The organism is Streptomyces sp. NPDC004539 (genome assembly GCF_040610055.1).
GTDB lineage: Bacteria > Actinomycetota > Actinomycetes > Streptomycetales > Streptomycetaceae > Streptomyces.
Genome location: NZ_JBEXLS010000007.1, coordinates 367,460 through 392,419, shown reverse-complemented (window position 1 = coordinate 392,419; position 24,960 = coordinate 367,460). Strand labels below are relative to the sequence as shown.

Genomic DNA, 24,960 nt, shown 5'->3' with positions numbered 1-24,960 from the left:
GAACCCGATGTCCAACGAAGAGAAGCTGGTCGAGTACCTCAAGCGGGTCACCGTCGACCTGAAGAAGGCCCATCGGCGGATCGCCGAGCTGGAGTCGGCGGAGGCCGAGCCGGTGGCGATCGTCGGGATGGGCTGTCGTTTCCCGGGCGGGGTGGGCTCGCCGGCGGAGCTGTGGCGGCTGGTCGACGACGGTGTCGACGCGATCTCCGGCTTTCCCACGAACCGGGGCTGGGACCTGGAGTCGCTGTACGACCCCGACCCCACGACACCCGGCACGTCGTACACCCGCCACGGCGGCTTCCTCCACGACGCCGACCGCTTCGACCCCGAGTTCTTCGGCATCTCCCCCCGCGAAGCACTCGCCATGGACCCCCAACAACGCCTCCTCCTCGAAACCGCCTGGGAAACCTTCGAGCAGGCGGGCATCGACCCGGCCACGCTGCGGGGGACGGCCACGGGGGTGTTCACCGGGGTCATCGAGCAGAGCTATCTCGGGCTCGAAGGACCCGCCGAGTTCGAGGGGTATCTGCTCACCAGCAAGCTGAGCAGCGTCGCGTCGGGCCGGGTCGCCTACACCTTCGGCCTTGAGGGTCCGGCGGTGTCCGTGGACACGGCCTGTTCCTCGTCGCTGGTCGCGCTGCATCTGGCCGTCCGGTCGGTGCGCTCGGGCGAGTCGACGCTCGCGCTGGCGGGCGGGGCTACGGTGACGGCGACCCCGGGCGGGTTCGTGGACTTCTCCCGGCAGAGCGGGCTCGCTCCCGACGGGCGCATCAAGTCCTTCTCCGCCGGGGCGGACGGCACGTCGTGGTCGGAGGGGGTGGGTCTGCTGCTGGTCGAGAAACTGTCGGACGCCCGCCGCAACGGCCACCGCGTCCTGGCCGTCGTACGCGGCTCGGCGGTCAACCAGGACGGTGCCTCGAACGGGCTGACCGCGCCGAACGGGCCTTCGCAGGAGCGGGTGATACGAGCCGCCCTCACCGACGCCGGGCTCTCCCCGGCGGACGTCGACGCCGTGGAAGCCCACGGCACCGGCACCCGCCTCGGCGACCCCATCGAGGCCCAGGCCCTCCTGTCGGTCTACGGACGGCACCGCGCCACCCCCCTCTACCTGGGCTCCCTCAAGTCGAACATCGGTCACACGGTCGCGGCGGCCGGTGTCGGCGGGGTCATCAAGATGGTCGAGGCCATGCGCCACGGCGCCCTCCCCAGAACCCTCCACGTCACCGAGCCCACCCCGCACGTCGACTGGACCTCCGGCGCCGTCGAACTCCTCACCGAACCCCGCCCCTGGCCCGACACCGACCGCCCCCGTCGCGCGGGCGTCTCGGCGTTCGGGGTGAGCGGCACCAACGCGCACGTGATCCTGGAGCACGTACCCGCCGCACAGCAGCCGGCACCGGACCGGGCCCCGAGCCCGGTGCCGCTCCTGCTCTCCGCCCGGACCCCTCAGGCCCTCCGCGCCCAGGCCGAGCGGCTCCACCGCCACCTCACCGACCACACCACCCTCCACCCGACGGACCTCGCCCTCTCCCTGGCCACCACCCGCGCCCACCACCCCCACCGCGCCGCCGTCCTCGGCGAGGACCGAGCCGGCCTCCTCAAGTCCCTGGACGCCCTCGCCGGCGCCACGGACTCCCCCCAGCTGGTCACGGGAACCGCCCAACACGGCCCACTCGCCTACCTGTTCACTGGCCAAGGCTCACAACGCAACGGCATGGGCCGCGAACTCCACGCCCACTCCCCCGTGTTCGCGACAGCTCTCGACGAAGCCTGCGAAGCACTCGGCCTCCAGAGCGACATCCTCTTCGCACCCGACAACGACCTTCTCCACCAGACCCTTTACACCCAACCCGCCCTCTTCGCCTTCCAGACCGCGCTGTACCGACTCCTCGAACACCACGGCCTACGACCCGACTTCCTCATCGGCCACTCCATCGGCGAACTCACCGCAGCCCACCTCGCCGGAGTCCTCGACCTCACCGACGCCGCCACCCTCGTCACCACCCGCGCCCGCCTCATGCACCAAGCCCCCGCAGGCGGCGCCATGATCGCCATCCAGGCACCGGCGGAAGCCGTCACCCCCACCCTCACCGGCAACCTCACCATCGCCGCCGTCAACGGCCCCACCTCCACCGTCGTCTCCGGAGACCCCGAAGCGGCCCGCGAAGTGGCCGGACTCTGGAAGGCACGCGGCGTCCGCACCCGCGCCCTCAACGTCAGCCACGCCTTCCACTCCCCCCACATGGACCCGATCCTCGACGAATTCCGCTCGGCGGCAGCGAAGTTGACGTTCCATCAGCCACAAATCCCCATCATCTCCACCCTCACCGGAACCGTCACCGACCTCACCACCCCCGACTACTGGACCGACCAACTCCGAGGCACCGTCCGCTTCCACCAAGCCCTCACCACCCTCCACTCCCAAGGCGTCACCACCACCCTCGAACTCGGCCCCACCCCCACCTTCCCCACCGCGATCCCCCTCCTCCGCAAGAACCAACCCGAACCCCAGTCCCTCTACGCCACCCTCCACACCACCGGAACCCCCGTCGACTGGCACCCGCTCCTCCCCCACGCCACAACCGTCGACCTCCCCACCTACCCCTTCCAACGCGACCGTTACTGGCTGGACCCGACAACCACAGCCACCACCACAGCGCTCCAAGCCGGCCAAGGACGCCCGACCGGCCACCCCTTGCTCGGCGCGGCCCTCCGCTCCGCCGAAGGCGACACGGTCTCCTTCACCTCCCGGGTGTCCCTGCACACCCACCCCTGGCTCGACGGCCACCAGGTCCACAAGACACACGTGATCCCTCCGGCGGCCCTGGCGGAGCTGACCGTGCGGGCCGGCGACGAGGCCGGAGCGTCGGTGCTCGACGAACTGACCGTGTCGGCCCCCCTCCCGGTGCCGGACACCGGCGCCGTACAGCTCCGGGTCGAGGTCGGCCCCGCCGACACCGCGACCCGCCGCACGGTGACCGTGCACAGCAGGTCCGACGACCCGGACGCCCCCTGGGCCGAACACGCGCGCGGAACGCTCAGCGCCACCCCGGTCCGCGCCGAGTTCGACCTCGCCGCGTGGCCTCCGGCCGATGCGGAGAGCCTCGCCCGGGAGGAGACGGAGGCGCTCTTCGGCTCCGCCGGGGTCGCCGCCTGGCGGCGGGAGGGCGAGTGGTTCGCCGAGCTGCGGCTGCCGTCCGAGCGGGAGGAGAGCGGGTTCCTGCTGCATCCGGCGCTGCTGGACGCGGCGGTCCGGCCGCTGTCCGCGCCGGGTGCCGGGGTGGTCGAGTGGTCCGGGGTGCGGCTGTTCGCGACGGGGGCGTCGGTGGTGCGCGCGCATGTCACCGGGGCGGGCCGGGTGCGGCTCGTGGACGCGGGCGGGGAGCCGGTCGCGGAGGTCCGTACGGTGTCGGCGGGTGCGGTGCCGGGCGGGGCGGTGTCCGCGCGGCGGCCGTACGAGGCGCTGTTCCATGTCGAGTGGGTGCCGGTGGCGGTGGCGGATGTGCCCGAGGTGCCGTGGGGTGTGTTGGGGAGCGCAGGGCTCGGCAGTGTGCGGGAGGTGGGTGAAACGGTCGCGGCGGGGCGGGAGTTGGCGTTCGCCGTGCACCGCCCGGAGACAGAAGGGCCGGGGGCACCCGCACCACAAGGGTCACCAGAGTCGCCGGTCGTCGCGGTGCACGCCGCCCTGCGGGACACGCTGGACGTGGTGCGCGACTGGCTCGCGGACGAGCGGCTGAGCAAGGTGCCGTTGGTCGTGGTCACCGCCGGCGCGGACTCCGATCCCGTACAGGCGGCGGTGCGGGGCCTGGTGCGGTCCGCGCAGACCGAGGCGCCGGGCCGCCTCCACCTCGTGGACGCCGACCGGCCCGCCGACGCGCTCGCCCGTCTGGCGGCCGTCGTCGGCTCCGGTCTGCCCCAAGTCGCCCTGCGTGAGGGCAGGTTCCTCGTCCCCCGGCTCCGCCACACCCCGCCCGCGGCCACCCCGGGAGCCGTCTGGGACCCCTCCGGCACCGTCCTGATCACGGGCGGCACCGGCAGCCTGGGCGCGGTGTTCGCCCGTCATCTCGTCGCCGAACACGGCGTACGGCACCTGCTGTTGACGAGCCGGCGCGGCCCCGACGCCCCTGGCGCGGCCCGGCTGGTGGAGGAGCTGGCGGAGTCGGGGGCCCGGGTCCGGGTGGTGGCCTGTGACACGGCGGACCGGGAGGCCCTCGCCGCGCTGCTGGCGGAGGCCACCCGGGACCGTCCGCTCACCGGTGTCGTCCATGCGGCGGGTGTCCTGGACGACGGTCTGCTGGCCTCGCTGACACCGCGGCGGCTGGACGCGGTCCTGCGGCCGAAGGCGGACGCGGCCTGGCATCTGCACGAGCTGACGCGCGAGCAGCCGCTGACGGCGTTCGTGCTGTTCTCGTCGATCGCGGCGGTGGTCGGCGGGGCGGGCCAGGCGAACTACGCGGCGGCCAACGGGTTCCTGGACGGGCTCGCCGGGCGCCGTCACGACCTGGGGCTGCCGGCGACGTCGGTCGCCTGGGGGCTGTGGGAGCAGGAGGGCGGGATGAGCGGGCATCTCGGCGCGGCCGATCTGCGGCGGATCGCCCGCAGCGGCTTCCGGCCCGTGCCGCAGGGCGGTGGTCCGGCGCTGCTGGACGCGGCGCTGGCGACGGGCCGGGCGGATGTCGTGGCGACTCCGGTGGACCTCGCGGCGCTGCGGGAACAGCCGGAGCGGGTTCCGGCGGTCCTCGCGGGGCTGGCCGGGGTGTCCGTGCGGCGGGCGGCTCTCGCGGAGGCGGGGGCGCGGGGGCTGGCGGAGCGGTTCGCGGGGCTGGCCGAGGAGGAGCGGGAGGGGGTGGCGCTGGAGGCGGTCCTCGGCCGGATCGCGGAGGTGCTCGGGCATCGGGACACGTCGGCGATCGATCCGGGGCGGCCGTTGACCGAGCTGGGTTTCGACTCGCTGACCTCGGTGGAGCTGCGGGACCGGCTGGCGGTGCTGGCCGGGGGTCCGCTGCCCGCGACCGTGGTCTTCGACCATCCGACGCCGGCGACGCTGGCCGCGCGGGTGCTGCGGGAGGTGCTGGGCGAGGTGCCGGATGGCTCCGGTGCCGGGCGGGCCGTCGACTTCGAGGGTGACGCCCGGCTCCCCGAGGACATCCGCCCGGCGGGCGGGACACCGGGGACCGGCGTGGACCCGGGGCGGGTGCTGCTGACGGGGGCGACGGGCTTCCTCGGCGCGTTCCTCCTGCGTGACCTGCTGCGGACGACCTCGGCGACCGTGCACTGCCTGGTGCGGGGCGCGGACGAGGGCGAGGCGCTGGCCCGGCTGCGGGCCAACCTGGAGTGGTACGGGGTGTGGGAGGAGTCCGCCGGGGAGCGGATCGTGGTCGAGACGGGTGATCTGGCGGAGGAGCGGCTCGGGTTGTCCGAGGAACGGTTCGAGACGCTCGCGCGGACGGTCGACGTGGTCTATCACAACGGGGCCCGGGTGCACTGGCTGCACCCGTACCCGGTGCTGCGGGCCGCGAACGTCGGCGGGACGCACGAGGTGCTGCGGCTGGCGGCCCGGCACCGGACGGTTCCCGTGCACTACGTGTCGACGGTCGGGGTCTTCGACGGGGCTCGGGAGCCGGGGGTGCCGTTGAGGGTGACCGATCCGACGGGTCCGGCGGAGGCGCTTCCCAGCGGGTATCTCCAGAGCAAGTGGGTGGCCGAGCGCAGTGTCGAGGAGGCGCGGGGGCGGGGGCTGCCGGTCTCCGTGTACCGGGTGGACGTGATCTCGGGCGACACCCTCAACGGGGCGTGCCAGACGCGGGACTTCGTGTGGCTGAGCCTGAAGGGGATGCTCCAGGCGGGGGCGGTGCCGGCCGGGGTGGGCGGGCGGTTCCATCTGCTGCCGGTCGACTACGTCAGCGGCGCGGTCCTCGGGATCTCGCGGCGGGCGGAGTCGGTGGGCGGGACGTTCCACCTGTTCAACCCCGGTGCGCTCGATCTCGGCCGGTGTGTCGGCCGGTTGCGGGAGGCCGGGTATCCGCTGGCCGAGCTGGAGTGGGAGGCGTGGTGCGAGCGGGTGCGGTCCGACCGGGACAACGCGCTCCGGCCGCTGCTGCACGCGTTCGAGATGATGACGTCGGACACGGACGGCTTCTATCCGCCGATCGACACGTCCGAGACGGACGCGGCGCTGGCCGGTTCCGGAGTGGTCCGCCCACCGCTGACGGACGAACTCTTCGACCGGTACGTCGGTTTCTTCGTCGGCGTGGGGCACTTCCCGGCTCCGCCGGTCCACCCCGCATGACACCCGAAGCGTGAAACGCGACGCATGAAACACTGAGCGAAAAACATAGAAGGAGCTACTTTCTTGTCTCTCACCGGTTCCCCCGCGCCGCACGCCCTGCTCGTCGTGGCGCATCCGCGCGGCGACTCGCTGACGGCGCTCTCCGCGGCGCGGCTCCGCGAGCATCTGGAGCGGCGCGGGCACACGGTCGACGTGCTGGATCTGCACGCCGAGGGGTTCGATCCGCGGATGCCCGTGGCGGACGAGCCGGACTGGGCGGACGCCGGCAAGCGGTACTCGGACGAGACGCACGCGCACTTCGCGCGGGTCGAGGCGGCCGGCACCCTCGTCCTGGTCTTCCCGGTCTGGTGGTTCGACGTGCCGGCGATCCTCAAGGGCTGGATCGACCGGGTGTGGAACAACGGCCTCGCCTACGGGGTCGAGCCCTCCCCGCTGGCCGCCAAGCGCGTCCTGTGGCTGGGGCTCGCCGGGGGCTCGCGGGCGTCGTACGCGGAGCAGGGACTCGACGAGATGATCGACCGTCATCTGCGGGTGGGGATCTCACAGTTCTGCGGGCTGAAGGACATCGCGGTGGAACTGGTCCACGACACGGTCTCGGACCGTCCGGCACAGGAGATCCGGACGGCCGTCCTCACGGCGGTCGACGGGGTGGCGGGCGGGTTCCTCGACTGACGGCAGGGGTACGCCCCGGCCCGCGTCCGGAGGGGGAGCGCGGGCCGGGGTGGGGAGCGGCCCCGTACGGGCCGGGCCGGGGGGTGTGGCCCGGCCGGGTACGGGGCCTGTGGTTCAGAGGACCGTCTCGGGCTTGTGCAGCGCCTCGGCCTCCTCTGCGGCCGGTTCCGGGGCGGGCTCCTCGCTGCCGATGGCCGGGATGTGCCGCAGGAGGGCCAGGACGACGACGGTCGTCGCGAGGGCGAAGCCCGCGCTGACCCACGCCGTGGCGTGCAGCCCGGAGGTGAAGGCGTCCCGGGCGACGGCGAGGAGCTTCTCCCCGGCCTCGGCCGGCAGCCCCTGCGCCGCCGCGCTCGCCCCGCCGACGGTGTCCCGGGCCGCCTCCGCGGCGCCGGCCGGCACGTCCGCGGGCACCGTGTCGGCGATCTCGCCGCGGTAGACGGCGACGGCCACGGACCCGGTGACGGCGATGCCCAGGGCGAGGCCCAGGTCGTAGGCGGTCTGCCCGGCGCCGGCGGCGGCGCCCGCCTTCTCCGCGGGCGCGGCGCCCACGGCGAGGTTGGTGCCGAGCACGCTGATCGGGGCGACGCCGAACATGATGACCGTCAGGCCGAGCGCGGTCGGTACGACCCCGGAGTCGTCGGCGGGGGCGGTGGCGGTGAGCCAGAACCCGACGAGGGTGACGACCGTGCCGCCGGCGATGACGAACGCGGGCCGGGTCCGGCGGGCCAGCACCGGGGTGAGCTGGGAGCCGACGACCAGGCCGAGCGCGCTGGGCAGCAGCCACAGTCCGGCCGCCAGCGGGCTCAGATCGCCCACGACGAGCAGGAACTGCGGGATCAGGTACTCGACACCGTTGAGCGCCATCATGCCGAGCAGCAGCGTCAGCAGGGCGCCGGTGAAGACCCGGTCGCGGAAGAGCGCCATGTCCAGCAGGGGCGCCTCCAGGGTGCGCTGGCGGGTGACGAACAGCACCGCGAAGACGACGCCGACGACCGCGGCGGCCAGGTGGCCGACGCTCCAGCCGTCCTCCGCGAACTTCTTGACGGCGTACACCGCCGGGAGGATGCCGAGGAGGAAGAACGCGACGCTGACCAGGTCGAAGCGGCCGGGGTTCGGGTCCCGGTACTCGGGCACGAGGAGCAGGATCGGCGGCAGGGCGAGCACCATGACGGGCACGCCCACCAGGAACACCGACCCCCACCAGAAGTGCTCCAGCAGGACCCCGCCGATGACGGGGCCGATGGCGATGCCCGCGGACAGGGCGGTCACCCACATGGCGATCGCGGTGGCGCGCTGCTTGGCGTCGGCGAACATGTGGATGATCAGGGAGAGCGTCGACGGCAGGACGGCCGCGCCCGCCACGCCCAGCAGGGCGCGCGCGGCGATCAGCATCTCGGGCCCGGTCGCGTAGGCGGCGAGCAGCGAGGAGACGACAACCCCGAGCGAGCCGAGGACGAGCAGTCTGCGCCGCCCGAGCCGGTCGCCCAGCGTCCCCATGACGATCAGGAATCCGCAGGTCATGAACCCGTAGATGTCGGTGGTCCACAGCAACTGGGAGCTCGACGGCTGGAGGTCGGCCGTCATGGACGGGGTGGCCAGCCACAGGACTCCGAGGTCCACCGTCATCAGCGCGACCGGGAACAGCAGAATCCAGAGGCCGAACCACTGCCGCGCCCCGGCGCGCGGTGCCTGCTCCGGAGCAGGACTCGACGACATAAAAAAATCCTTCCTTCTATGTTTTTTCAGGAAGGTGGCGCCCTGAGGGCGGCCACCAACCGCTCAACACCCTTGCCGGACCCCGTTCTTCCCGGCCGGGGCAGCGTTTTCCGGCCAAAGAAGCGGCGGCCGGAATCGGCCCGTCGCGGGGCTCTCACGCGGGGCGGACACCCAGCGCGTGCCGGAAGAGGTCACGCGGGTCCCAGTCCTTCTTGACCTGCCGCAGCCGGGCGTAGTTGTCCTTGAAGTACAGCTGGTGCCAGGGGACGCCGGAGGAGTTCAGGGCCGGGTCGGCGAGGTCGGCGTCCGCGTAGTTGATGTAGCAGCCGTCGTTGACGCCGTCCGTGCGCGGCACTCCCCCGGTCGTCGCGTAGACGTCCGCGTAGCACTCGCGCACCCACTTCTCATGCCGGGCGTCGTCGGTGGTGTCGGTCCACAGGCTGACGTACAGGAGCTTGAGGTGGCAGTCGCGCTGGGCGGTGGCGGTCGCGTCGGGGGCGACGTCGTTGATCCGTCCGCCGTAGCTGACGAAGTTGATCAGGGCGACGGGGTTGTCGTAGTCGGAGCGGGTCAGCTGCCGGTACATCGCCTTCAGCTGCTCGGCCGGCATGAGCCCGCGCACGTACGCCGACTTGGCCTTCCAGCGGGGCATGGCCGCCTCGACGAACCCGAACCACTGCGTCACCGCGTACATCCAGGGCGCCCGGGTGCGGTCGGTGACCCGATAGCCGGCGCCGGTGCCCTCGGCGACGGCGGCGAGGAAGTCGTCGAGGACCCGCTCGGCCTCGGCGGCGGGCGCGTCGACCTGCGTGCACATGTGGAAGGACCCGGCGACCCGGTGCTGCACCTTCAGCTGGCTGTACAGTCCCCGGCCGGGCGAGCCGGGCCCCGAGTTGCGGGCGAACCAGGCGTCGTAGTTGGCGATCAGCCGGGTGAACCCCCGTTCGTCCAGCCCGTCCCAGGACCAGACGACGTCGGAGAGCAGCACCTCGGAGGGGGCCCGCGGCAGCAGCCCGGCCGGGTCGGTGCCCTGCGCGCCGGGCGAGCGCAGCCAGTACCGGGTGACGACGCCGAAGTTGCCGCCGCCCCCGCCCGTGTGCGCCCACCACAGCTCGCGGTGCAGATCGCCGGCGTCCCGGGTGGCGACGACGGCACGCGCCCGGCCGTCCGCGCCGACGGTGACGACCTCCACGGCGTACAGGTGGTCCACGGTCAGACCGCGCGAGCGCGACAGGGCGCCGTACCCGCCGCCCGCGATGTGCCCGCCCGCGCCGACCGTCGGACAGGTCCCGCCGGGCAGCACGACCCCCCAGCGCTTGTACAGCGTGCGGTACACGGAGCCGAGCAGCGCGCCGGACTCGACCGCGACGGCCCGCCGGGCGGCGTCGTAGGTGATCGCGTTCATGCCGGACATGTCGATGACGACCCGCACCGCCGGATCGCTCACGAACGGCTCGTTGCAGTGCCCCCCGCTGCGCACGGCGATCCGCAGCCCCTTGTCGACGGCCTCCTGCACGGCCCGCACCGTCTCCTCGGTACTGCCGACGAGCCGTACGACGTCGGGGCGGCCGACCCAGCGCTGGTTGGCCCCGGAGACCAGACCGGGGTAACGGGGGTCGGAGGGCAGGACGCGGGGCGCGTCGGTCACAGCGGCCGGGGTCGCGGCCGGGCCCGGGGCGGCGGCGCGGGCGGGGGCGGCGACGGGCAGCACGAGGGCTCCGCCGGCCGCCGCGGCGCCTCCTATGAGGGAACGGCGTGGAACTGCGGACATGGTTCGGTTACCTCCGGGACGGGTCTACTGCGGGGGGTTGCCGTGCTTGCGGGACGGCAGGTCGGCGTGCTTGGAGTGCAGCATCTGAAGGGACTTGATCAGGACCTCGCGGGTCTCCGCGGGGTCGATCACGTCGTCGACGAGGCCGCGCTCCGCCGCGTAGTACGGGTGCATCAGCTCGGCCTTGTACTCCTTGACCATGCGCACGCGCATCGCCTCGGGGTCCTCGGCGCCGGCGATCTGACGCCGGAAGACGACGTTCGCGGCGCCCTCGGCACCCATGACGGCGATCTCGTTGGTGGGCCAGGCGTAGGTGAGGTCCGCGCCGATGGACTGGCTGTCCATGACGATGTAGGCGCCGCCGTACGCCTTGCGGAGCACGACCGAGATCCGGGGCACGGTCGCGTTGCAGTACGCGTACAGCAGCTTCGCGCCGTGCCGGATGATGCCGCCGTGCTCCTGGTCGACGCCGGGGAGGAAGCCCGGGACGTCGAGGAGGGTGACGAGGGGAATGTTGAAGGCGTCGCACATCTGGACGAAGCGGGCGGCCTTCTCCGACGCCTCGATGTCGAGGACACCGGCGAGGGTCTGGGGCTGGTTGGCGACGACACCGACGACCTGGCCGTCCAGGCGGGCCAGCGCGCAGACGACGTTCCGCGCCCAGCCCTCGTGGACCTCCAGGTACTCCCCGTCGTCGACGATCTCCTCGATCACCGCCGTCATGTCGTACGGCCGGTTCCCGTCCGCCGGGACCAGGTCGAGGAGCCTGTCACCGCGCCGGTCGGCGGGGTCGCCCGGCTCCGTCCTCGGCGGGTTCTCGCGGTTGTTCTGCGGGAGGAGCGAGAGGAGGTAGCGGACCTCCGCGATGCAGGTCTCCTCGTCGTCGTACGCGAAGTGGCAGACACCCGAGGTCTCCGCGTGGACGTCCGCGCCGCCCAGACCGTTCTGGGTGATCTCCTCACCCGTGACCGCCTTCACGACGTCCGGGCCGGTGATGAACATCTGCGACGTCTCACGGACCATGAACACGAAGTCGGTGAGGGCGGGGCTGTAGGCCGCACCCCCCGCACACGGGCCCAGCATCACCGAGATCTGCGGGATCACCCCCGACGCCTTCGTGTTGCGCTGGAAGATCCCGCCGTACCCGGCCAGCGCCGAGACGCCCTCCTGGATACGCGCGCCCGCACCGTCGTTCAGGGAGACCAGGGGCGCGCCCGCCGCGATGGCCATGTCCATGATCTTGTGGATCTTCGTGGCGTGCGCCTCGCCCAGCGCCCCGCCGAAGATCCGGAAGTCGTGCGCGTACACGAAGACCGTGCGGCCCTCCACCGTGCCCCAGCCGGTGATGACACCGTCGGTGTACGGCTTCTTCGCCTCCAGGCCGAAACCGACCGCCCGGTGCCGACGGAGCTGCTCGACCTCCTGGAAGGAACCCGGGTCCAGCAGCAGCCCGATGCGCTCGCGGGCCGTCAGCTTGCCCTTCGCGTGCTGCGCCTCGGTCGCCTTCTCGCTCGGACCCGCCACCGCACGCGCACGGATCTCGTGCAGCTCGGCGACCGCCCTGCTCGGCGCCGTCGTCATGTGTGGTCCACCAGCACGTCCGGGTCCTGGGCCCGAAGGCCCGCGCAGACGGCCCGCAGCCCGGCTTCGAGCTGGGCGATCTCGGCGTCCCCGATGTGGATCGACGGCTCGAAGCGGAGCGTGTGGGGGGCGCTCGCGGTCGGGAAGGTCCGGACCCGGTGGCGTTCGAGGAGGGTGCCGGCGACGGCGTAGCCGAAGGTGCCGGCCTGGGCGTGCGCGCGGACGCCGGGGAGGGCGGAGGCGGACTGGTCGTGGAATTCGAGGCCGAGCATGAGTCCGCGTCCCCGGACGTCGGTGACGACGTCGGGGTAGTCCCGGTGGACCGACTCCAGGGTGGCGCGCAGGTGTGCGCCGCGTTCGGCGGCCTGCCGGTAGGCCGCTCCCCCGTCGGCCTCCAGGAGTTCGAGGACCTTGAGTGCGATGGTCGTGGAGTACACGTCCTTGGCGAAGGTGGAGCTGTGGACGAGCTCGAACTCGGGGCGGTAGCGGGAGGTGCGGGCCAGCATGACGGCGGCCTTGGCGAGCCCGCCGCCGAGGCTCTTGGCGAGCGCGTAGTAGTCGCCGCGCAGACCGACGGCGGAGGAGGCGAGGAAGGTCCCGGTGCGGCCCATGCCGCTCTGCACCTCGTCGACGACGATCGGGCAGTCGACGTGCGCGCACGCCGTCTGGATCTGTTCCGCGGTGCGGGCGTCCAGCACCCGGATACCGCCCTCGCCCTGCACGGGCTCCAGGACGAAGGCGCAGAACACCGGCAGGGGGCGGTGGACGACGGTGATCTCGGCGCCCTCGACGGCGAGGTCGAGGAGGTCGACGCGTTCCTCGTCGAAGATCTTCGGGAGGGCGGCGACGTCGTCGGGGCCGAGGAAGCGCACCGGGGCGCCGAGGGCCGCGAAGGGAGTGCGGTAGGCGGTGTTGTGGGTGAGCTGGACGCTGCCCATGAGCTTGCCGTGGAAGCCGCCGTCCAGGGCGAGCAACAGGGGCGGGGTGGCCGCGCGTTCGGCGTTGACCCGGTCGATCCGGGCCGCCAGCGCGGCGACGTCGACGGTGGTCGCGGGGTCGAGGCCGGCGGCGGTGACGGCCTGTTCGCCGACATGCGCGGTGCCCGCCACCCCGGCCGCCCGCGCCGTCTCGATGTGGGCCGCGATCTCCTCGCGCAGGGCGGCCACCTTCATGACGCGGTCGAGTTCGGCGTGTTTGACGGCCACCTCGACGGCCTCGGCGCCGCTGTTGGCGAAGACCGCCGAATACGTCTCGTCCGTCCCGGTCTCCCGGCGCACGATCGTGTCGAGCGCGGCGGCGAGCCGGCCGGCGTAGGGGTGGCGGGAGAACTGGGCGTGGACGGGGGCCTGCCCGTCGAGCATCTCCCGTGCGCAGGCGACGAGTTCGGGGTGGTTGTGGCCGAGGAGCAGGGAGCCGTAGCCGCCCGCGAAGTCGACGACGGCGACCTCTCGGCCCTCGTCGTCGAGGCGGTAGAGGTGGTCGCCCTCGGCGCGGACGTAGTGGGCGTCGAGGCCGACGGTGGCCAGCCAGGCGAGGAGGTGGGGTTCGGCGAGATCGGTGTCGTCCATGGTCCGGTCGGTTCCTCCGGCAGAGGGATTCAGCGGGATGGGGTGGGGGCCCGGGTCAGTGGTACTGGGTGATCGTCGGGCCCAGGTCCAGGAGCGCCCGGCCGTAGTCCTCCAGGATCATCGGGAGGCCGAGCATGGCGTGCCGGCTGCCGACCTCCAGGTCGCGCCAGTACATCTGGAGCGCGTTGGCGTTGGCGAAGCCGCTGGTGCCGGCGACGTCGAGGAGTTTCTGCATCCCCTCGCGGGCCCGGGACAGCGCGGACGCGGAGTGCATACGGGCGCGGGCGCGGGCCACGCGCGGGAGTTCGGTGCCGGGGGCGAGGGCGTCGAACTCGTCGGCGACGTGCAGCATGTGCAGGGTGGCGGTGTCGACGAGGTGGGTGGCCTCGGTGAACGCCTGCTGGATCGCCGGGGAGTCGGCGGCGCGCCGGTAGGTGGAGTAGACGATGGGCCGGCCCCGCTCCAGGGAGGCGCGGACCAGGTCGAGGGCGCCGTGGGCGGCGCCCACGAGGGACGACAGCGAGTGCAGGTTGCCCTTGACGAGTTCGCTCGGGGAGAGGAGTTCCTCCAGCCGGTCGAGGTTGTCCTTCTCGACGACGACCGTGCGCCGCTCGGGGACGAACACGTCGGTCACGGTCATGGCGTGGGTGCCGGTGCCGCTCATTCCGGCGACGTCCCAGGTCCGTTCGACCTTGGCCTCGGTGAGGGCGACGAGGGCGTTGACCGCGCCCCTGACCTCGCCGTCCTCATGAAGCGGAATCCCGATGAGGAGCGCCCAGTCGGAGATCTCGCAGCCGGAGGCGTAGGGGGCGCGGGCGGAGACGCGCAGTCCGCCGGGGACGCGTTCGGCGCGGGCGTCGGGGGCGCAGCCCGCGGACAGGAAGATCGCGTCGGGGTTGTCGCCGAAGATCTCCTCGGTGGCCTCGTCGGGCAGGACGAGGGTGAACTCGGTGGACGCGGCGTGGTTGGCGACGATCCAGCCGGTGGAGGCGCAGCCCCGGCCGACCTCGGAGATGATCTGGACCTGGGTGCGCATGCTGGGGTGGAGTCCGCCGTAGCGGGCCGGGGTGGTGAGGCGGAACAGGCCGGCGTCGGCGAGCGCGGCGAGGTTCTCGGGGGCGGGGTTGCCGAGGTGTTCGGTGCGGGCGATGTTCGACCGCAGCAGGGGGACGAGCGCGTTCGCGCGGGCGACGAGTTCCGCGCCGGTGGCCGTTTCCCTTTCCCCCTCCGGTTCCCGTCCCTGTTCGCGTCCCTGTTCCTGTTCCTGTTGCTGGGCGGCCGGTGAATTCGGTGTCATGAGAGCCCCTCCTGTCGTCCGCGACCGAAATGCAGAGGCAATCTACGAGCCGGTTCACAGGGGCCGGTCACCGTCCGGTCATGGCCTGCGGGCGGGGTGGGCGAGGGCGGCCGGTTATCGGCGAGTTGACGGGAACTGACCTGTGCCGACTAGCGTGCGAATCCCCACCGGCCGCGCGTTCCGCCTTTTCGCCGGTGTCTCTCTTCCCGGCCGCCGCGCAGATCCGTCGCGTTCTCCAGGCCGGTGTGCCGACCGGACTAAGGAGCAGGTCGTGGTGAATTCAGTGCGGAATCGAGCGGTGGTGCTCGGCGCGGGAATGGCGGGGCTGTTCGCCGCGCGGGTGCTCGCCGACGTGTACGCCGAGGTCGTGGTCGTCGACCGGGACACGCTGACGGACGACGGGGCGCCGCGCCGCCGGGTGCCGCAGGGCCGGCATGTGCACGCGCTGCTGGCCCGGGGTCAGCAGGTCATCGAGGAGCTGTTCCCGGGGATCACCCGGGAGTTCGCTGCGGCGGGCGCCGCGTACGGCGACGTCACCGGGAACGTGCGGTGGGTGCTGGAGGGCCGGGCGATGCGGCAGCCCCGCTCGGGGCTGGACCTGGTGTCGGCGAGCCGTCCGTTCCTGGAGAACCGGGTGCGGGCCAGGGTCGCGGCGCTGCCCGGGGTGCGGGTGCTGGAGCGGCACGAGGTCGTCGAGCCGGTGGTGGCCGACGGCGGTCGCCGGGTGACCGGTGTGGTCGTCACCGACGACGAGGGCGTCCGGCACACCCTGGACAGCGATCTGCTGGTCGACGCGACGGGCCGGGGTTCCCGTACCCCGGTGTGGCTGACCGGGTGGGGGCACCCGGCGGTCGAGGAGGAGTCGGCGAAGGTGGGGCTCGGCTACACGACCCGGCACTACGCCGTCCCGGACGAGGTGATGGGCGACGACCTGTCGATCCACGTGGTCGCCTCCCCGGCGTCGCCGCGCGGCGCGGTGTGCGCCCGGGTGGAGGGCGGCCGGACGGTGGTGACGGCGTACGGCGTGGACGGCGACCATCCGCCCACCGACGAGGAGGGGTTCACGGCGTTCCTCGCCTCCCTGGCGCGGCCCGACGTCCACGAGGTGGTGCTGCGGGGGCGTCCGCTGGACGACCTGGTGCCGTACCGGTTCCCCGCGAACCTGCGTCACCGCTACGAGCGGCTGGCGTCGTTCCCGCAGGGGCTGCTGGTCGTCGGGGACGCGGTGTGCAGCTTCAACCCGACGTACGCGCAGGGCATGACGGTCGCCGCGATCGGGGCGACGGTGCTGCGCGACCACCTGGCGCGGCCCGGCGAGGCGCGGGCGGCGGAGTTCTTCGCCGACCTGGCGCGCGAGGCCGTCGACGTGCCGTGGGGCATCGCGCTGAGCACCGACCGGGCCCGTCTCGGGCTCACCGACCCGCACGCCCCCGACCAGCGGGCCGCGAGCCGGGTGACGGCCGCCGCGTCGGTGAGCGACGACGTCGCCGTGGCCTACGCCCGGGTGGTGAGCCTGGTCGACTCCCCGGAGGCGCTGGCCGCCCCGGAGTTCGCGGCGCTCGTCGAGGCGGCGCTCCCGCAGGAGGCTGTCTTCGCACGGGAGGTCGTCCAGGTCACCACGGGCGGCCTGACGTTCGACGTCGAGGTGTCCGGTCCGGCCGGCGGCGACGCGGTGGTCCTGCTGCACGGCTGGCCGCACTGCTTCGCGTCGTGGACGGACGTGATCCCGCTGCTGCACCGGGCGGGGCTGCGCACGATCGCCCCGAACCAGCGCGGCTACTCCCCGCTGGCCCGCCCCGAGCCGGTCGAGGAGTACCGGCTGCCGCTCCTCGCGGGGGACGTCCTCGGCATCCTGGACGAGCTGGGGGTGGCGCGCGCCCATGTCGTCGGGCACGACTGGGGGGCCATCGTCGCCTGGTACCTCGCCGCCCGGCATCCGGAGCGGGTACGGACGCTGACGGCCGTCGCGTTCCCGCACCTGGACGCCTACCAGGAGGCGTACCGGGTGGACGCGGAGCAGCAGGAGGCGTCGTCGTACATCGGGCTGCTCACGGCGGAGGGCTCCACCGATTACTGGCTCGGGGACGACGCGGCGCGGCTGCGGGAGCTGCTCGCGGGCGCCGACAACGCGCTCACCGCCGAGCAGCAGGCCCGCTATCTCGCCTTCCACTCCACGCCGGGGACGTTCCACGCGGCGCTGAACTGGTACCGGGCGGGCACGCTGCTGGACGGGCGCAGCGCGTTCGGGACGGTGCGGGTGCCGACCACGTTCGTGTGGAGCGAGGAGGACGCGTCGGTGAGCACGCTGGCGGCGGAGTCGACCGGCGCGTACGTGTCGGGGCCGTACCGGCTGGTCACGCTGAAGGGGGTGTCGCACTGGCAGCCGCAGGAGGTGCCGGGGCTGGTCGCCGAGGAGATCCTCGGGGTGATCGGCGCGGAGTCCGCGTGAACGGGACGTGGCTGCGGAGGTTCGGCCCGGTCCGTGACAGGGCTCCCCTGCTGGTGTGTCTCCCGCACGCGGGGGCGTCGGCGTCCGCGTTCCTGGCGCTGTCGCGGGCCTTCGAGGGGGCGGCCGGCCCCGAGGTGCTGGCCGTGCAGTACCCGGGGCGCCAGGACCGGCGGCACGAGGCGCCGGCGCGGGGCATCGAGGAGCTGGCGGGGCGGGTCGCGGACGCGTGCGCGCCGCTGACCGGGCGGCCGTACGCCTTCTTCGGGCACAGCATGGGGGCGGTCGTCGCGTACGAGACGGCGCGGCTGCTGCTGGGCCGGGGACTGCCCGGTCCGGGGCGGCTGTTCCTGTCGGGGCGCGGGGCGCCGGGGCCGGTGCCGAGTCCGCACGACCGGCTCGACGGTGACGCCGAGATCCTCGCGGCGGTGCGGAAGCTCGGCGCGGCGGCGGGTGCCGGGGTGCTCGACGATCCGGAGCTGCTCGCGATGGTGCTGCCCGCGCTGCGCGCCGACTACGGTGCCCTCGCCCGGTACCGGTCGGCGCCGGGCGGTCCGCTGCCGGTGCCGTTGACGGTGCTGGTGGGGGACGCCGATCCGGTCGTCACCGTGGACGAGGCGCGGGCGTGGCGGGAGCGGACGAGCGCGGGGTTCGCGCTGGAGGTGTTCGAGGGCGGTCACTTCTATCTGGACCGCCAGGTGGACGCGGTGGCGAAGGTCGTCTCGGCGGGGCTGCCGGGCTGACCGCCGAAGCCCTCCGGCCCCACCGCCGACGCGGTGGGGCCGGAGGGCTTTCGTCCCGGTCAGTTCGGGGCGTGTCCGGCGGCGCTCCCGCTGAGCACCCACGCGCCGCTCGGGCTGCGCTGGGGCGGGCGGGAGACGTCCAGGCGCATCAGGGTCCGCAGGAGGTCGCGCCGGGCGGGCCGGGCCTGGGCGGTGCCGAGCCGGTCGGCGAGGCGGCGGGTGGGGAGGCGGAGCACCCCTTGGCGCAGCCGGCCGTGGACGATGTCGGTGAGCCGGTCGAGGACGGTGTCGGAGAGCGGCGCGAGGGTGAGGGTCGCGCCCTGGGTCCGGCCGCTGCCCCAGGTGGGGCGGCGGTCGAGGAGCTGCGGGCGGGCGGCGAGGACGACCATGAGGGACGGGGGGCCGGTGGGGTCGACGAGGTTCTCCAGGAAGTCGAGGCTCTCCTCGTCGAGTTCGTGTCCGTCGTCCACGAAGATCACCAGGGGGCGGCGGGTGGCGACGGCGCGCAGGAGGGAGCGGCCCGCGGTGTGCAGGAGGGCGGTCCGGTGCGCCGGGGGGCCGTCGGGTCCCGAGGTGATCAGTTCGGTGATGTGCCGCTCGGTCTCGGCGGCCTCGTCCGGGTCGAGCGCGCAGCCGTGCGTGATCCGGCGCAGCAGGCCGGCCGCTTCCTCGGGGTCGGTGTCGCGGGGGGCCTCGGCCAGGGCGAGGAGGAGGTCGCGCAGGAGTCCGAGGGGGCGGGCGCCGGCCTCCGGGCCGCTGACGAGGAAGCAGAGGTCGTCCCAGCGGGCCATGGCCCGCCGCTCGAACTCCAGGAGCAGCCGGGTCTTGCCGACGCCGGCCCGGCCGAGGACGGTGACGAGCTGGGACACCTCCCGGTGCCGGGAGCGGTCGAACAGCCGGGTGAGGACGTCGAGTTCGCTCTCGCGGTCGATGATCGGCAGGGAGGGGTGGCTGAGGGCGTGCCAGTGGGCGGAGCGCACCCGCCAGCCTGCCGTGGGGCTGCCGGACTCGCCGTAGGCGACGATCTCCCCGGTGCGCTCCCGGGTCGTCGCGCAGACGCGTACGGTGCCGGCGGCGGCGCGGGCGAGGAGGGCCCGGCAGGTGTCGGCGACGGGGCCGCCGACCATGGCGGGGGCGTCGGGCCCCTTGCCGAAGCGGTAGAGGTGGGCCTCGCCGGTGGCGACGGCGGCGCGGACGCGCAGGGTCTGTCCGCCGGACTCGCAGGTCTGGAGGGCGAGCGCGGCGGACACGGCCCGCTCCGCCGCCCGGATGCCGGTGAACACGACGAGCTGGGCGGGTCCCGCCGGGGCGACGACGGTTCCGCCGAGCCAGTCGGCGACCTCCCGCAGGGCCCGGCTCACCCGTCCGAGGACGTCCTCGACGGCGTCGTCCTGCCCGGCCGCGTAGACCCCTGCCGGTTCCCCCTCGACGGTCGGGTGCACCATCACGACACTGCACGGCCGCGTGACCCCGCCGGCCCCCTCCCCCGCGCCGGCGGTCCCTGTGTGGGGGTCCGCCGAGGGCGCCTCGTCGGCGAAGAGGTCTCCTTCGGGCGGGCCGCCGGACGGACGCGTGGGGAGCGCCCCCGCGAGGAGGACCGCGTGTGCGGGGCCGACGGGAGCCCCCGAGCGCGAGGCGGTGCGGGGGCGCGGGACGGAGGGGAGCGGCTCAGGGGGGCGGACGGTGAGCTGTTCCCGGGGTGCGGGGTCGCGGACGAGGAGGCAGGCGTCGTGGCGGAGGATGGCCTGCTGGAGTTCCTGGAGGTGCTGGCCGGGTTCCAGGCCGAGTTCGCCGACGAGCCGTTCACGGACCCGGATGTAGAGGCCGAGGGCCTCCGTGTGCCGTCCGCACCGGTAGAGCGCGAGCATGAGCTGTCCGCACAGCCGCTCGCGCAGGGCGTCGCCCTCGACGGCGGCCTCGATCTCGCGCAGCACCGACTGGTGCCGTCCCAGGGCGAGTTCGGCGTCGAAGCAGTCCTCCAGGACGTCGGTCCTGGCGTGGTCGATGCCCGCGAGTTCGGGCCAGTTGAAGCCCTCCTCGACGAGGTCGGCGAGGACGTTGCCGCGCCACAGGCCGAGCGCCCGGCGCAGCGTGACGGCAGCGGACTCCGGTGAGCCGGCGGCGAGTTGGCCCTGTCCCTGTTCGGCGAGGCGGCGGAACTCGAAGAGGTCGACGGCCTCGGGGTCGACCTGGAGGACGTATCCCGGCGGGCGGGTGAGGAGGGCGGCGCCGGCGGCGTGCTCCCCGCCCGCCGTCAGGACGCCCCGCAGTCCCCAGATCGCGTTGTGCAGGATCTTGCGGGCCGAGTTGGGGGTCTCGCCCTGCGGCCACAGGACGTCCATCAGGGCACTCACGGACACGACTCTGTTCGCGTTGAGCAGGACGTGTCCGAGGACCGCGCGCTGTTTCGACCCCTGGAGCGGCACGGGCCTGTCGTCGTCGGAAAGTTCCAGTGGCCCAAGGACACGGAACCGCATATGCACTCCTTCTCCCCTAGCAGGGGCGGCGCACAGCGCCCTGGCCGTGGCGACACGGCCTTCCGACCCGCGAGGCGGCGGCGGGCCGCGTGGGCCCGCCACCTTCCCCGCCGTCGACCCCCCCGTTGATTTTCCGGTGTCATCCGGCGCTGATCCCTCGTCCGCGTTCCCCGGCCGGCGGTGTCCTCTCCCGCGTGCGCCGGTCGGCCGACCGGCGGCGGGGTCCGCGGCACGGGCGCGGGGCACGGGATGCGTACGGCTCCGGACGCGCGACGGCGTCCGTGGGAGCGAGCGTCCGCCCTTCGGCTGTTCTCCGCTCGCTCATGGGTCGATCCTGCGGCTCTCACGGCGGGCAGGCCACGTAAACCTCAATAAGTCTCAGCGGTGTCTCCGAGGCCGTGCGGCACCATCGCGCGGCGGTCCTCGCAGGGCCGTCCGCAGCATCGCGGGCCGGTCGCGGGCGGCCCGCCGGGGCCGTCGGGCCGGGGCCGCCCCTCGGGCTGGAGGGCTGAGACGAGGAGGTCCCAGAGGAGGACGGCCTTCTCCTCGTCGACCAGGTCGCCGGCCCATGCCGTCGGGCCGGGGACGAGTGCCGCGACGAGGCCGACGGCGAGGGCGGTCACCTCTCGCGGGGCGGGTTCCGGGCGGAGACAGCCGGTGTCGTGGGCCTCCTCCAGGAGGGTGCCGAGCGCGGGGACCCAGGTCGCCGTCCAGTCGTAGCCGGGGCAGGGCCGTTCCACGGCGAGGCGGGCGGCGGCGCGGACGACGACCTCGGTGCGCAGGAGTCCGGTGACGGCGACGAGCACGGCGCGGGCCCGCAGCAGGGGGCAGCCGGTGAGGGCCTCGGTGCGGGCGACCTCCCGCTGGGTGAGGGTCGCGCCGAGGGCGTGGACCGCTTCGACGAGGCGGTCCTTGGCCGGAAAGTGGAAGGTCAGCGCGCCCAGGGACATGCCGATGGTCTGGCTGATCGCGGACAGTGACGCCCCGTGGTAGCCGAGCCGGTCGAACTCCTCCGCCGCGGCGTGGACGAGTGCCTGCCGGGTGCGAGCCGCTCTGCACTGCGCCATCAGACGGTCCTCACCTTTCGCTGCTTCACCTAAGGCGACTACGCAACGTCAACTTACCGAGAACGCCGCGTTCTCACCGCACCGCCAACTAAAAAAGTTGTATCTTTTTTTATTATCCCTCACGGACGGAGTCGCCATGCCCGCTCTCGGCAGCCCCACTCTGCCTGCACCGTGCACCGACCGCACGCTCTCCACCTTCAGCGCCTCGGTCTTCGGCTACCTGCCCCGCAGCGACCAGCGCCGCTGGGCCAACGCCTACCTGTGCGGCCTGCTGACCGTGACCGGCCGCAAGACGATCCGCCAGATAGCCCGCGCCACCCGCGCCTCGGACGCCTCCCCCCAGGCGTTACAGCAGTTCATCAGCGCGAGCCCCTGGGACTGGACGACGGCCCGCGAGGCGCTCGCCCGCACCGCCGCGCACCGCCTGGCCGACCCGGTGTGGACGCTCGGGACGACCCTGATCGAGAAGCGCGGCGACCACTCCGTGGGCGTCCACCGCCGGGTGCTGCCGGAGTCCGGACGGGTCCTCAACTGCCAGGTGGGCACGGGGCTGTTCCTCACCTCCGAGCACCTCAGCAGCCCGGTCGACTGGCAGTTGCTGCTGCCCGACGGCTGGCTGGCCGACGAACCCCGCCGCAGCCGGGCCCGTATCCCCAGCTCGGCGTCCGGGCAGCCGTCGTGGATGGACGCGCTCGACCGCGCGGACCTGCTGACCGGGCCGGTGGTCCCGCGCCGCGCCCCGCTGGTCGCCGATCTGAGCACCGGTATCTCACCGGCCCGCCTCGCCGCCGAACTCACCGCCCGCCGCAGGGACTTCGTCATCGAGGTGCGTCCGGGCCAGCTCGTGGCCGGCGCGGACGGGGCGTCGGCGTTCCCGGGGTTCACCGAGGCCCGGCGCCTGCTGCGGGCCACGGACGCGCGGCATCCCCGTCCGCTGGGCTGCGACCACCACGAACCGGGCCGGCGGACGGTCGTACGCTCCACGCTCGTCCGGCTGCCGGGCGGGGGGCAGGCGCACCCCGCCGGCCGGCGTGTGCACCGGCTGCTCGCGGAGCTGCTGCCCGCGCAGCGCCGGCCGCTGCGCTACTGGATCACCTCGCTCGTCGACCACCGCATCGCCGACGTCGTCCGGCTGACCCACCGCGCCACCCTCACGCACGGCGCCGTCAGAACGCTGGAGGGCGACTACGGCCTGCGGGACTTCGAGGGCCGTTCCTTCCCCGGCTGGCACCACCACATGACCCTGGCCAGCGCGGCGTACGTGTACGACCTGTTCCAGGGCGCGACGGACAGCCTGCGGGCCGCCTGACGGCGACGGGGCACGGCGGCCGGGGGACGGAAAAGGGGCGGCGCACGGCGGCGCCGCCCCGGCTCACCCCGCAAGCGTCACACGACGCGCCCCCGGGACTCGCCGAACTCCAGGCGGTCGGCGACGCCCGGCTGGGCCGCGCCGGGGAGCAGACATCTCCACATCTCCTCCACCCGCTCCGGCAGGTCCCGGCGCCCGGTCTCCAGCTGGGAGTGCATCTGCGCGCCGGTGCAGGCGTTGACGACGAGCCGGGCGAGCGGCTCCGCCTCGACGTCCGGGCGCAGTTCGCCGCGGCTGAGGGCCTCGCGCAGGTCCTCGGAGATGATGCGGGTCCATTGCTGGTGGGAATTCTCCGAGGGCTGGACGAAGTGCTCCTGCTCCATCACCAGCCGCGCCCCGGCGAGCAGCACCGGGTTCTCGACCAGTTGGTAGGCCCAGGTGAGGGTGATGTCCACGGCGTGCTGCAAGCCCACGGAGGGGTTCGGCGGCATCACGGTCTCGGGCTGTTCGAGCACGATCGCGCGGGCCAGCTCGCCCTTGTTGCGGAAGTGGAAGTAGAGGGCTCCCAGCGTGAGTCCGGCCCGGTCGGCGATGCTCGACACGTTCGCCCCCGCGTAACCGGACTCCGCGAACTCCTCGGCCGCGGCGCGCAGCAGCGCCGCCCTCGTCCGGACCGCCCGCTCCTGCTTGATCACCCGTTCCGCCATCGCACCCATCCGCCTCTCTCGACAAAGAAAAGAATAACCTTTATTTTTGCGGCCGGGACTCCGCGAACTTCCCGCCGAGGCCCGGTTCCGCTGTATGCCCAGGCTCCGCACGTCAACGCTTCCCGGGGGAAGGACGCGCATGTCCAGCAGCGCTCACATCGGCTCACCCACCGCCGATCTGCACCAACTCGCACGCAAGGAACGGACGGACGAGGTCTTCGTCCGCCAGTGGCAGAAGATCTGCCCCCACATCCATACCGTCACCCTCGCTTGGCCGCGCTCGCATGCTTTCTACACGCTGGGCAGCGGCGTCACCAGCCCGATGCTCCTGGCCGAGACCGTACGGCAGGCCCTCGCCGTCCTGTCCCACGAGGCGCAGGGCGTCCCGCTGAACCACCGTCTCGGCTGGGAGCACGCCCACTACACCTTCACCGAGGCGGCGTTACGCCCCCGCAGCGAGCCGATGGACGTCCGCCTGCGCGTCACGCACGAGCGGATCACCCGCCGCAAGCTCGGCTCGGCCCGGCTGATCGCCCGGATCGAGGCCGCCTGCGCCGACGGCCCGCTCGGCACCGCCGTCATCCAGTACATCACCCACCCGCCGGCCATCTACGACCGGCTGCGCGGCACGTACGCGGACGCACGCCGCGCCTTCGCCGCCGCTCCCCCGCCGCCCGCGCCCGTCGCCCCGCCACTGGTGGACCGGACGGCCCCCGAGGACGTCGTGATAGCGCCCGGCACCGCACCGCACCGCTTCCGGCTGCGCGTCGACACCTCGCACCCGGTGCTCTTCGACCACCCGCACGACCACATACCGGGCATGGTGCTGCTCGAAGCCGTCGTCCAGGCCGCACGCGTGTCGGTGCCCGGAGACCTGCGGCCCGTCGCGCTCGACACCGCATTCCAGCGGTACGTCGAGTTCGACACCCCCTGCTGGATCGAGCTCGAACCGGCCGCGCCGGACGAGACGGGACAGGCCAGGTACGCGGTGACCGGTACCCAGAACGGCCGCCCCGTGTTCACCACGACGGTGACCCTGAATTCCCTGGAATCGCTCGCCGTCGCCGGGGCCGTGACCGCCGTCCGATAAACGGAAACCCTTTTGCGGGAGGAAGGCCGGAGCCATGCGCTCCGGCCTTTTCGGTCATTCGGTAATTCGCCTCTCATGGCTCGTTCTCTGGCTCCTCATGCCGCGATCATCCCTTTTTGGACCCATTGACATGCCATACCCCGGTAGGGTTCCCTCGCCATGTCGGCGGCGCCGGAATTCCGGCCGAATTCGTTCCGGCGAATCCCGTGGAACCAAGGACGCAG

At 73.3% G+C, this 24,960-nt stretch carries 14 protein-coding genes; 6 read left to right on the top strand and 8 right to left on the bottom strand.

The window, feature by feature from the left end; translation table 11 throughout:
• Positions 1–7: 7 nt before the first annotated feature.
• Positions 8–6,289, top strand: a complete 6,282-nt coding sequence (locus ABZX85_RS18045; protein WP_355868916.1) for a thioester reductase domain-containing protein — start codon at positions 8–10, stop codon at positions 6,287–6,289.
• Positions 6,290–6,352: 63 nt separating this feature from the next.
• Positions 6,353–6,961, top strand: a complete 609-nt coding sequence (locus tag ABZX85_RS18040) for an NAD(P)H oxidoreductase (protein ID WP_355868913.1) — start codon at positions 6,353–6,355, stop codon at positions 6,959–6,961.
• A 114-nt stretch (positions 6,962–7,075) separates the two neighbouring features.
• Here the strand turns inward: ABZX85_RS18040 and ABZX85_RS18035 are convergent, their stop codons facing one another.
• The 5 genes from ABZX85_RS18035 to ABZX85_RS18015 all read right to left on the bottom strand — a co-directional run bounded on the left by ABZX85_RS18035 (position 7,076) and on the right by ABZX85_RS18015 (position 14,897).
• Positions 7,076–8,680: an MFS transporter gene (locus ABZX85_RS18035; RefSeq protein WP_355868910.1), complete on the bottom strand. Its 1,605-nt coding sequence runs from the start codon at positions 8,678–8,680 to the stop codon at positions 7,076–7,078.
• 154 nt (positions 8,681–8,834) lie between these two features.
• On the bottom strand, positions 8,835–10,451 hold the full coding sequence (locus tag ABZX85_RS18030; RefSeq protein ID WP_355868907.1) for an FAD-binding protein: 1,617 nt from the start codon (positions 10,449–10,451) through the stop codon (positions 8,835–8,837).
• Positions 10,452–10,475: 24 nt separating this feature from the next.
• A complete protein-coding gene (locus tag ABZX85_RS18025) occupies positions 10,476–12,032 on the bottom strand; it encodes an acyl-CoA carboxylase subunit beta (RefSeq protein WP_355868904.1) in 1,557 nt (518 codons plus the stop codon).
• Positions 12,029–13,600, bottom strand: a complete 1,572-nt coding sequence (locus ABZX85_RS18020) for an aminotransferase class III-fold pyridoxal phosphate-dependent enzyme (protein ID WP_355868901.1) — start codon at positions 13,598–13,600, stop codon at positions 12,029–12,031. Before ABZX85_RS18020 ends, ABZX85_RS18025 begins: the two co-directional genes overlap by 4 nt.
• A 55-nt stretch (positions 13,601–13,655) precedes the next feature.
• Positions 13,656–14,897, bottom strand: coding sequence for an acyl-CoA dehydrogenase family protein (locus ABZX85_RS18015; RefSeq protein WP_355868899.1), 1,242 nt, complete (start codon positions 14,895–14,897; stop codon positions 13,656–13,658).
• Between the two features lie 271 nt (positions 14,898–15,168).
• Between ABZX85_RS18015 and ABZX85_RS18010 the strand changes: the two genes are divergently transcribed.
• A complete protein-coding gene (locus ABZX85_RS18010) occupies positions 15,169–17,346 on the top strand; it encodes an alpha/beta fold hydrolase (RefSeq protein ID WP_355868896.1) in 2,178 nt (725 codons plus the stop codon).
• Positions 17,343–18,086, top strand: a complete 744-nt coding sequence (locus ABZX85_RS18005) for an alpha/beta fold hydrolase (protein ID WP_355868893.1) — start codon at positions 17,343–17,345, stop codon at positions 18,084–18,086. Before ABZX85_RS18010 ends, ABZX85_RS18005 begins: the two co-directional genes overlap by 4 nt.
• A 59-nt stretch (positions 18,087–18,145) precedes the next feature.
• Here the strand turns inward: ABZX85_RS18005 and ABZX85_RS18000 are convergent, their stop codons facing one another.
• Positions 18,146–20,563 carry a BTAD domain-containing putative transcriptional regulator gene (locus ABZX85_RS18000; RefSeq protein WP_355868890.1) on the bottom strand — a complete coding sequence of 806 codons (2,418 nt, stop codon included), beginning with the start codon at positions 20,561–20,563 and terminating at the stop codon, positions 18,146–18,148.
• A 368-nt stretch (positions 20,564–20,931) separates the two neighbouring features.
• Positions 20,932–21,630 carry a helix-turn-helix domain-containing protein gene (locus ABZX85_RS17995; protein WP_355868887.1) on the bottom strand — a complete coding sequence of 233 codons (699 nt, stop codon included), beginning with the start codon at positions 21,628–21,630 and terminating at the stop codon, positions 20,932–20,934.
• Between the two features lie 136 nt (positions 21,631–21,766).
• On the opposite strand from ABZX85_RS17995, the gene ABZX85_RS17990 reads away from it, so the two are divergent.
• Positions 21,767–22,939 carry a transposase gene (locus ABZX85_RS17990; RefSeq protein WP_355868885.1) on the top strand — a complete coding sequence of 391 codons (1,173 nt, stop codon included), beginning with the start codon at positions 21,767–21,769 and terminating at the stop codon, positions 22,937–22,939.
• Positions 22,940–23,016: 77 nt separating this feature from the next.
• On the opposite strand, the gene ABZX85_RS17985 is transcribed toward ABZX85_RS17990, so the two are convergent.
• Positions 23,017–23,646 (bottom strand): ScbR family autoregulator-binding transcription factor, encoded by a 630-nt coding sequence (locus tag ABZX85_RS17985; protein ID WP_355868882.1) that lies wholly within the window; start codon positions 23,644–23,646, stop codon positions 23,017–23,019.
• A 139-nt stretch (positions 23,647–23,785) separates the two neighbouring features.
• Between ABZX85_RS17985 and ABZX85_RS17980 the strand changes: the two genes are divergently transcribed.
• Positions 23,786–24,736, top strand: a complete 951-nt coding sequence (locus ABZX85_RS17980; RefSeq protein ID WP_355868880.1) for a ScbA/BarX family gamma-butyrolactone biosynthesis protein — start codon at positions 23,786–23,788, stop codon at positions 24,734–24,736.
• Positions 24,737–24,960 lie beyond the last annotated feature (224 nt).

Excerpts from the sequence above, each read along its gene's own strand:
- ABZX85_RS18045 (WP_355868916.1), top strand. The coding sequence starts at position 8 with ATGTCCAACGAAGAGAAGCTGGTCGAGTACCTCAAGCGGGTCACCGTC.
- ABZX85_RS18035 (WP_355868910.1), bottom strand. The coding sequence starts at position 8,680 with ATGTCGTCGAGTCCTGCTCCGGAGCAGGCACCGCGCGCCGGGGCGCGG.
- ABZX85_RS18030 (WP_355868907.1), bottom strand. The coding sequence starts at position 10,451 with ATGTCCGCAGTTCCACGCCGTTCCCTCATAGGAGGCGCCGCGGCGGCC.
- ABZX85_RS18025 (WP_355868904.1), bottom strand. The coding sequence starts at position 12,032 with ATGACGACGGCGCCGAGCAGGGCGGTCGCCGAGCTGCACGAGATCCGT.
- ABZX85_RS18020 (WP_355868901.1), bottom strand. The coding sequence starts at position 13,600 with ATGGACGACACCGATCTCGCCGAACCCCACCTCCTCGCCTGGCTGGCC.
- ABZX85_RS18015 (WP_355868899.1), bottom strand. The coding sequence starts at position 14,897 with ATGACACCGAATTCACCGGCCGCCCAGCAACAGGAACAGGAACAGGGA.
- ABZX85_RS18000 (WP_355868890.1), bottom strand. The coding sequence starts at position 20,563 with ATGCGGTTCCGTGTCCTTGGGCCACTGGAACTTTCCGACGACGACAGG.
- ABZX85_RS17995 (WP_355868887.1), bottom strand. The coding sequence starts at position 21,630 with ATGGCGCAGTGCAGAGCGGCTCGCACCCGGCAGGCACTCGTCCACGCC.
- ABZX85_RS17990 (WP_355868885.1), top strand. The coding sequence starts at position 21,767 with ATGCCCGCTCTCGGCAGCCCCACTCTGCCTGCACCGTGCACCGACCGC.
- ABZX85_RS17985 (WP_355868882.1), bottom strand. The coding sequence starts at position 23,646 with ATGGCGGAACGGGTGATCAAGCAGGAGCGGGCGGTCCGGACGAGGGCG.
- ABZX85_RS17980 (WP_355868880.1), top strand. The coding sequence starts at position 23,786 with ATGTCCAGCAGCGCTCACATCGGCTCACCCACCGCCGATCTGCACCAA.